Genomic DNA, 7,731 nt, shown 5'->3' with positions numbered 1-7,731 from the left:
CTTTATGAAGTAAATCGTAAAAGCAATAATTATCGCAAGTATAAACATTATCATCTTAAACTCCCCCTGTTTACATTTATATAAATTTTACCACATTTTAAAAATTGTGAAATCTCTTATTTTCCACGAACTTCATATTTTCAAATTATTTTGTTTATAACCACAACTCCTCTCCTTCTTTACTCTCAAAATCGCTAGTTCATATTACGTCATTACTACAACCGCTCACCTTACATCATTTCATATTCAACCTGGGTAGATCTTTCCACCATTTTATAATGTTCTCACTTTTCGCTGTTATATTTCAATTTTCCTATAAAAATGTCGCAATGGAATTTTCCACTGCGACTTTGCTTTTAGCTTTACACATTATAAGGCTTTACTTCTTCTACAAACCCATCCTTCGTGTAAATAGTTACTTTCTTTACTCCATAATAAGTTCTCGTGCTAACCCCTTTATATGATGTTCCATAGCTCTTTGCATTTATACGCCATTCATATTTTATGCGATTATTCTTCAACAAGCTTCTGTTATAACCGTCACCCATGATATCTAACATATTATTTTCAGACATACCAATTTCAACATCCCAGTATCTCTGTAATTGCTTAAGTTTCTTATTTCCTATCTTAAATGCTATTATTGAAAAAACTGCTACAAGCACTGTAATTATTATAATTGTAATCCAAAATACCTCCATACCTCTCCCCCTCATGTAATATAAGTGTATGTTATCATAAAATTTACATTTTGTGAATATGAGAACATACTATTCCCCCTCGAACGTCATTGCCACACTCTCTCCTGCCACATCATTCCAAGTCCAACCCGGGCAGATTTTTCTCAAAATAATTTAGAAAGCGTTTCATTTCTATTAGGAAAAATGAACGGAAACACTTGATTTTACTGACTTTCTTCCATGTAACCTTATTATAACGTCCGACCCATACCCCAACCGCTCATTCGGATATACCGTCTCCCCCGGCAGACTCCGCGCCCCGCGGATGAGATATGCTTTCAGCTTCTCCCCATACAGATAGGGATCGTTCCCATTTACAATCCCCCATTGCATCATCAGAGCCGCCGATCCGGTCACAAATGGAGCGGCAAAGGAAGTTCCTGTCACTGCCTCATATCCGCCGCCTGCGCGGGCGGTTATGATATTTACACCAGGTGCCGCCAGCTCTGGTTTGATCGGATGCCCCAATCTTGCAAATCCACGACCGGAAAAATCTGCATACGCCTGCGTGGCGTCATCGTACGCCCCCACCGAGATCGCCCGGCTGGCGGTCGATGGGATTGTCAGCGTCGTGTCCGGCGATGCCGCCAAAAAACGTGTTTCCCTGTTCAGTGCCATGCCCGCTGGCAGCCACAGATCATACTGACCATCCCGTATTTCTTCTGGAATCAGACGGATTTTCCAGAGCCCGTCCTGAATGTAGGTTCCTTTTGGAATCAAATCCAGATAAATCTCCTGCGCCTGACTGTATGGACTCGGCATCCCATAATATAGAAGAATCTCTTCCGTCTCATAGGAAAGCCGCTGTGCTCCCAATGATTCCCGGATCAGCCCGGCGCTGCTGCCGCCCGGGCTGAAAATTTCTACTGAAAACCGGTCCTGATACAATTTCCATAGCTGCACACCGAAGCCCGTCTGATATTCCCCCACTGCAAGCTCTATCTCCACCGGACGTCCCATCTGCAGAAATCCCGCCCGGTGTCCCATGCTGTATCCTTCATTTCCGGTTCCCACGATGATGGAAGTCCGCCCCCGCTCTGCCATCGAATTTAGATACGTCTCCAGCAGGCTGGTTCCGTCATGCGAACCATATGTATTTCCAAAGCTCAGATTCACCGCCACCGGCATCCGCCATTCCTGTGCGATTCCCACCACATAGTCCAACGCCCGCATCAGCTCTGTTGTCCTGGGAAATGAATCCGCAAGCGGCGTTCCAAGCTTCACGACCAGAAGTTCACTCTCCCAGGCTACTCCCCGGTAGTGTCCGCCGCCCTCCCAGCCATTTCCGGCTGCAATCGCCGCAACTGCCGTCCCGTGCCCGCTCACATCCCGCGACTGGACGATCTCGTAAGCGCGTTCCCGGCTGCCCGCCTCCAATGCCCGGTTGAGCTCCTCCCGCGTATAAATCCGGTTCTGCTCCTGATCCCAGAGTGCGGCGATGCGCGTCGTTCCATCTGCGTTTCGAAAGTCCGGATGGAAATAATCGATTCCAGAATCGATGATGGCAGTCAATGTGCCGCGACCACTTAAATCAGCATCTCTGCCATACACATTTTGAGAGACTTGATTTCCGCTCTGCACCGGCGCAATACAGGTATCACGAATCGCCCGATTCACCTCAAAATAAAGACGTTTCGGCTTTTCTATATACTCAACCTGTGATAATCCTGCCAGATCATCCACCTGCGATTCAGGGAGCCGCACAATCGCGTAGCCGCCGGAAAGTGGATATATTTCCGCCTGCGGCAGCTGTTCCTGCAACTTTTCCACAGTTCCATTATATTGAATGATTAATTCCCAGCGTTTCGTATTCTGGTCGTATCCCATCTGAAGTGCCGGGGACTTTTCCCGTTCCGCTTCTGTCGCATCCAAAGACAAGTTTAAAAGGTTTTCTTTTTTCTGGCTCTTGCCATTCACTAATTCACTCATTTTACAGTTTATGCTTATATGGCAAATCCCAGCATCATATTCTATCTATTTTTTTAACAAAACAAAACCCGGTACATCTCTGTACCGGGCTATCGATCATGCAGAAGAAGGGACTTGAACCCTCATGATGTTGCCATCACACGGACCTGAACCGTGCGCGTCTGCCAATTCCGCCACTTCTGCTTACTGCGGGAGATGGGACTTGAACCCACACGAGCATACACCCACAAGATCCTTAGTCTTGCCTGTCTGCCAATTCCAGCACTCCCGCTTACTGTTTTTCAATTTTCTCTATTCGATGATTTTCTCACCGACAAAGAGTAGTATAGCACAATTTCATTTAAATTGCAAGCCTGTTTTCCGCAAATTTATATCTGAATTTATTGAATCAGAGTATAGCAAAAACCCGGCACATCTCTGTACCGGGCTATCAGTCATGCAGAAGAAGGGACTTGAACCCTCATGATGTTGCCATCACACGGACCTGAACCGTGCGCGTCTGCCAATTCCGCCACTTCTGCTCACTGCGGGAGATGGGACTTGAACCCACACGAGCATACACCCACAAGATCCTTAGTCTTGCCTGTCTGCCAATTCCAGCACTCCCGCTTACTGCTTTTTATTTTTGCCTGTCGAGTGAGTCACTCACTGACGAAGCTTAGTATAGCACAGGCGCTCCGCGAATGCAAGCATTTTTTTGTTTTTTTTATTTTTTTTTATTTGTTCTAATTATTCCTATATTTTTATAGTTTCTTTCTACGGCAAAATCATGTATTTCAGCCCTATCCTACCACTCCGCAGCTCCCTTAAAAAATCCTTTCTTACTTCTTAAACAGGAAAATAGACAACCATTACACATTTCTGGTTACTGTTCACGCACACGTGCCCAGTAACGGAATTTGCCGTGGCTTCGCATTTAAATACGGCAAATTCCTGCTGCCACCACGTTTTCTTACGGCACTTTCGGTTCCAAAAGTGCCTACCTGTGAACAGTAACCATTTCTGCATTCCTATAGCCACAAAATGTCTCCTTTGAGATTGAAAAAGCGCTGTCTTTCTGCTATAATACATAGTTGCATTGATTTCTTTCATTAAAATTAAGAAACATTACAAAAAGGGCGTAAAAAGGCGCAATAAGAAACCGAAAGAAAGGCGGAAATCCTGATAAGCAAAGGGTTTTCGGATAGGTAAATCATAAAATGAAATTAGGTATCGTAGGTCTGCCAAACGTAGGCAAAAGTACACTGTTTAATTCTCTGACCAAGGCTGGCGCTGAGTCTGCCAATTACCCGTTCTGTACCATCGATCCGAACGTCGGTGTCGTACCGGTTCCGGATCCGCGTCTGGGTCAGTTAGCAGCTCTTTATAATTCTGCCAAAATCACTCCGGCTGTGATCGAGTTCGTTGATATCGCTGGTCTGGTAAAGGGCGCTTCCAAGGGCGAGGGTCTTGGAAACCAGTTCCTTGCCAATATCCGTGAGGTAGACGCGATCGTACACGTTGTCCGTTGCTTTGAGGATCCAAATGTTATCCATGTAGACGGCAGCGTCAATCCGCTCCGCGATATCGAAACCATCAACCTGGAGCTCATCTTCTCCGATATGGAAGTTCTGGAACGCCGTATTGCCAAGACCACCAAGAGCGCCATGGGAAATAAATCCCTTGCAAAAGAGCTGGAAACTCTGAAAAAACTGTATGCGCACCTTGAAAACGGCAATCTGGCTAAGAGCTTTGAGCCGGAGGACGAGGATGAACTCACGTTCATCAATACGCTGGATCTCTTAACCTGGAAACCGGTTATCTTCGCTGCCAACGTATCTGAGGATGATCTGGCAGATGACGGTGCTTCCAATGAATATGTAAAACAGGTTCGCAAATTTGCAGCTGAGAACGACAGCGAGGTATTTGTTATCTGTGCACAGATTGAACAGGAAATTGCAGAACTGGACGAGGACGAGAAAAAGATGTTCCTCGAAGATCTCGGTCTGACCGAATCCGGTCTTGAAAAACTGATCGCAGCCAGCTACCGTCTGCTTGGTCTCATCAGTTATCTGACTGCCGGAGAAACCGAGACACGCGCATGGACCATCAAGGTCGGCACCAAAGCTCCGCAGGCAGCTGGAAAGATCCACTCTGATTTTGAGCGCGGTTTCATCAAAGCCGAGGTAGTCAACTATCAGGATCTCTTAGACTGCGGTTCCTACAATGCAGCCAGAGAAAAAGGGTTGGTACGCATGGAGGGCAAGGACTACGTGGTGAAGGATGGCGATGTTGTGCTGTTCCGATTTAACGTTTAATACCCCTTCCATATAATTTAAAAACATTTTCCCCGAAATTCGCTCATACACTGTATTAAACGAATTCCGGGGATTTTTTATGAGCTCAAAAACAAAAATTGTCGTACTCCGCATGAAAGAGATTATTTATACTGCTATCTTTATCGGACTGGGGCTTCTTCTCATCGCCCTTCTTCTCATCATGTTCCGACCGGGCAGGAAGACGCAGAGCGCCTCCGCTCCCGCTGCGGCCGGCATTTCCTATCTGCCTGGTATGTACAGTTCTACCCTGACACTCGGCAGCCAGGCAGTCAACGTCGAAGTCACGGTTGATTCCACCCAGATCACCTCTGTTACCTGCCGTCCTTTAAGCGACTCCATCGAAACTATGTACCCACTGCTCTCCTCTTCCGCTTCGCATCTCTCGGAGCAGATCGTGAGCACGCAATCGCTTGAAAATCTCTCCTTTGAAAGTGGCAGCCAGTATACCTCGCAGGCATTATTAAATGTGATACATACTGCATTAGCAAAAGCAATCCTTTAAATTTCGTATAGCATAACATCAAAAATTTCAAAGAACCCCTTCATCGGATGCTTTAGAAAAGCACCTTATCTTTTAACCAAAAAAATCCGGCTGAACCATCTTTTCAAACGGTTCAACCGGACTTTTTATTTCCGTATTCTTTTACGTTATTTACTGAATAACCTTAACCGGGCACTTCGCTGCACAAGCTCCGCAGTTTACGCACTTCTCATAATCGATAACAGCTACGTTGTTATCCATATGGATTGCGTCAAACTTACACTGCTTGGTACACAGCGTACAGCCGATACAGCCAACCTGGCAGGCTGCCTTGACAGCTGGTCCACGATCGTGGGAGCTGCACTGTACCAGATGTTTTGCCTTGTACGGTACCAGGTCGATCAGGTGTTTCGGGCAGGCTGCCACGCAGGCACCACACGCTACACACTTCTCTTTGTCTACAACCGCTACGCCGTCTACCACGTGGATTGCATCGAATTTACATGCCTTCACACAGGTACCGAAGCCGGTACAGCCGTAAGAACATGCCTTTGCACCGCCACCCGGTACAACGGATGCCTTCGCACAGTCCTCGATACCATGGTACTCGTACTGTACTTTTGTCTTGTCGCAGGTACCTTTACATTTAACGAAAGCTACCTTCTTCTCAGAGGAACCAGCCTCTACACCCATGATAGCAGCGATCTTCTCGCCAACCGGAGCGCCGCCGACCGGGCAGGCATTGACCGGAGCTTTGCCCTCTGCGATGGCCTTTGCAAGACCATCACAGCCCGGGTAACCACAGCCACCGCAGTTGTTGCCTGGCAGCTCTTCACGAACAGCTGCCTCTTTTCATCTACTTCAACTTTAAATTTCGCGCCGAACAGACCCAGACCGACACCAACGATGATGCCGACTGCCGCGATCACGACAGCAGCGATAATGATTGAATTCATATCCATTTTCGTCTCCTCCTTCTACAGTAATCCGGAAAATCCGAGAAATGCAATCGCCATCAGACCAGCCGTTACAAGTACGATAGGAGATCCCTGGAAGTTATACGGGATATCATTTCCCTCGATGTGCTCACGGATACCTGCCAGAAGCACGATGGAGATGGTATAACCAACGGCTGTACCAACACCATTTACCACGCTCTGTAAAAATCCATATCCGTTCTGGACGTTTGTCAGGGCAACACCAAGAACGGCACAGTTTGTTGTAATCAGCGGAAGGAATACACCCAGCGCGTTATACAGGGAAACCATGCACTTCTTTAAGAACATCTCAACGATCTGAACCAGTGCTGCGATAACGAGAATGAAAACGATGGTTTTCAGGTAATCGATACCAAGCGGTGCCAGAACGAACTGATAAATCAGGTTTGCAACGATGGATGCGATGGTAATAACGAAGATAACCGCACCACCCATACCAGCTGCTGTTTCAACTTTTTTGGATACGCCGACGAAGGAGCAGATACCGAGGAACTGGCTCAGTACGACGTTGCTGACCAGCGCCGAGCTTATCGCAATAATAAGTAATTCTTTCATCACTTCTCCTCCTGTTCCTTCTTAACTTCTGCATCATGACCAGCACAGCTTAAGCAGTCGCCGCTGCAGCAGCCACCCTTCTTCTTCTCTTTTACGGAACCGTTTGTTGCACACGGCATCTTCAGACGATTCTGAAGAGCAGTCAGGCAAGCCAGTACGAAGAATGCACCCGGCGCCAGGATGAAGATTGAGATCGGCTGATAGGAAGCCGGCATAATCTGGATACCAAAGATAGTACCTGCACCCAGAAGCTCACGGAAAGAACCGATGAGTGCCAGAGCAACTGTAAATCCAAGTCCCATACCGATACCGTCAAATGCAGACAGGATCGGACCGTTCTTCATAGCATATGCCTCGGCACGGCCAAGGATGATACAGTTAACTACGATCAGCGGAATGTAAAGTCCCAGGGAAGCATATAAGCTTGGAACGAAACCTTCCATCAACATATCTACGATGGTTACGAAGGATGCTACGACTACGATCTCTGCCGGCAGACGCACGCCGTCCGGAATGATCTTACGAAGCAATGCAATCAGAAAGTTCGCCGCAATCAGTACGGCGGTTGTCGAAAGTCCCATGCCGACACCGTTGATGGCGGAAGTGGTTACCGCCAGGGTCGGACACAGACCCAGCATCTGAACGAAAATCGGGTTTTCTTTCCAGATACCGTTATATAAGCGCTCTACATATTTATTCATAATCTTTCC

General features: G+C 47.1%; 6 protein-coding genes, 4 tRNA genes and 1 pseudogene. 2 read left to right on the top strand and 9 right to left on the bottom strand.

The window, feature by feature from the left end; genetic code table 11:
• Positions 1–362 precede the first annotated feature (362 nt).
• From DWX76_RS05390 to DWX76_RS05365, 6 genes are all read right to left on the bottom strand, one after another.
• Complete coding sequence (locus tag DWX76_RS05390) at positions 363–701, bottom strand: hypothetical protein (RefSeq protein WP_118570247.1); 339 nt, start codon at positions 699–701, stop codon at positions 363–365.
• A gap of 174 nt (positions 702–875) precedes the next feature.
• The gene (locus DWX76_RS05385; RefSeq protein WP_118570246.1) at positions 876–2,669 is read right to left on the bottom strand and encodes a S8 family peptidase; all 1,794 of its coding nucleotides are present in this window, start codon (positions 2,667–2,669) and stop codon (positions 876–878) included.
• A gap of 99 nt (positions 2,670–2,768) precedes the next feature.
• Positions 2,769–2,852, bottom strand: a tRNA-Leu gene (locus DWX76_RS05380).
• A 4-nt stretch (positions 2,853–2,856) separates the two neighbouring features.
• A tRNA-Leu gene (locus tag DWX76_RS05375) sits at positions 2,857–2,940 on the bottom strand.
• 166 nt (positions 2,941–3,106) lie between these two features.
• Positions 3,107–3,190, bottom strand: a tRNA-Leu gene (locus tag DWX76_RS05370).
• 4 nt (positions 3,191–3,194) lie between these two features.
• Positions 3,195–3,278 (bottom strand) — tRNA-Leu (locus DWX76_RS05365).
• A gap of 590 nt (positions 3,279–3,868) precedes the next feature.
• Between DWX76_RS05365 and ychF the strand changes: the two genes are divergently transcribed.
• Together ychF and DWX76_RS05350 are read left to right on the top strand one after the other, a co-directional pair.
• Positions 3,869–4,966, top strand: coding sequence for a redox-regulated ATPase YchF (gene ychF, locus DWX76_RS05355; RefSeq protein WP_118570244.1), 1,098 nt, complete (start codon positions 3,869–3,871; stop codon positions 4,964–4,966).
• A gap of 79 nt (positions 4,967–5,045) precedes the next feature.
• Positions 5,046–5,489: a hypothetical protein gene (locus DWX76_RS05350; protein ID WP_022359781.1), complete on the top strand. Its 444-nt coding sequence runs from the start codon at positions 5,046–5,048 to the stop codon at positions 5,487–5,489.
• A 150-nt stretch (positions 5,490–5,639) separates the two neighbouring features.
• On the opposite strand, the pseudogene DWX76_RS05345 reads toward DWX76_RS05350, so the two are convergent.
• From DWX76_RS05345 to DWX76_RS05335, 3 genes and pseudogenes are all read right to left on the bottom strand, one after another.
• Positions 5,640–6,430: pseudogene (locus tag DWX76_RS05345) on the bottom strand (RnfABCDGE type electron transport complex subunit B).
• A gap of 15 nt (positions 6,431–6,445) precedes the next feature.
• Positions 6,446–7,021 (bottom strand): electron transport complex protein RnfA, encoded by a 576-nt coding sequence (locus DWX76_RS05340; protein ID WP_107001556.1) that lies wholly within the window; start codon positions 7,019–7,021, stop codon positions 6,446–6,448.
• On the bottom strand, positions 7,021–7,722 hold the full coding sequence (locus tag DWX76_RS05335; RefSeq protein ID WP_022359778.1) for an electron transport complex subunit RsxE: 702 nt from the start codon (positions 7,720–7,722) through the stop codon (positions 7,021–7,023). Before DWX76_RS05335 ends, DWX76_RS05340 begins: the two co-directional genes overlap by 1 nt.
• Between the last annotated feature and the right edge of the window lie 9 nt (positions 7,723–7,731).

The sequence above is a fragment of the Clostridium sp. AF21-20LB genome (genome assembly GCF_003478795.1).
Taxonomy (GTDB): domain Bacteria; phylum Bacillota; class Clostridia; order Lachnospirales; family Lachnospiraceae; genus Otoolea; species Otoolea fessa.
Note: the sequence above shows the minus strand (reverse complement) of the source record. Positions and strands in the feature narration are given on the sequence as shown.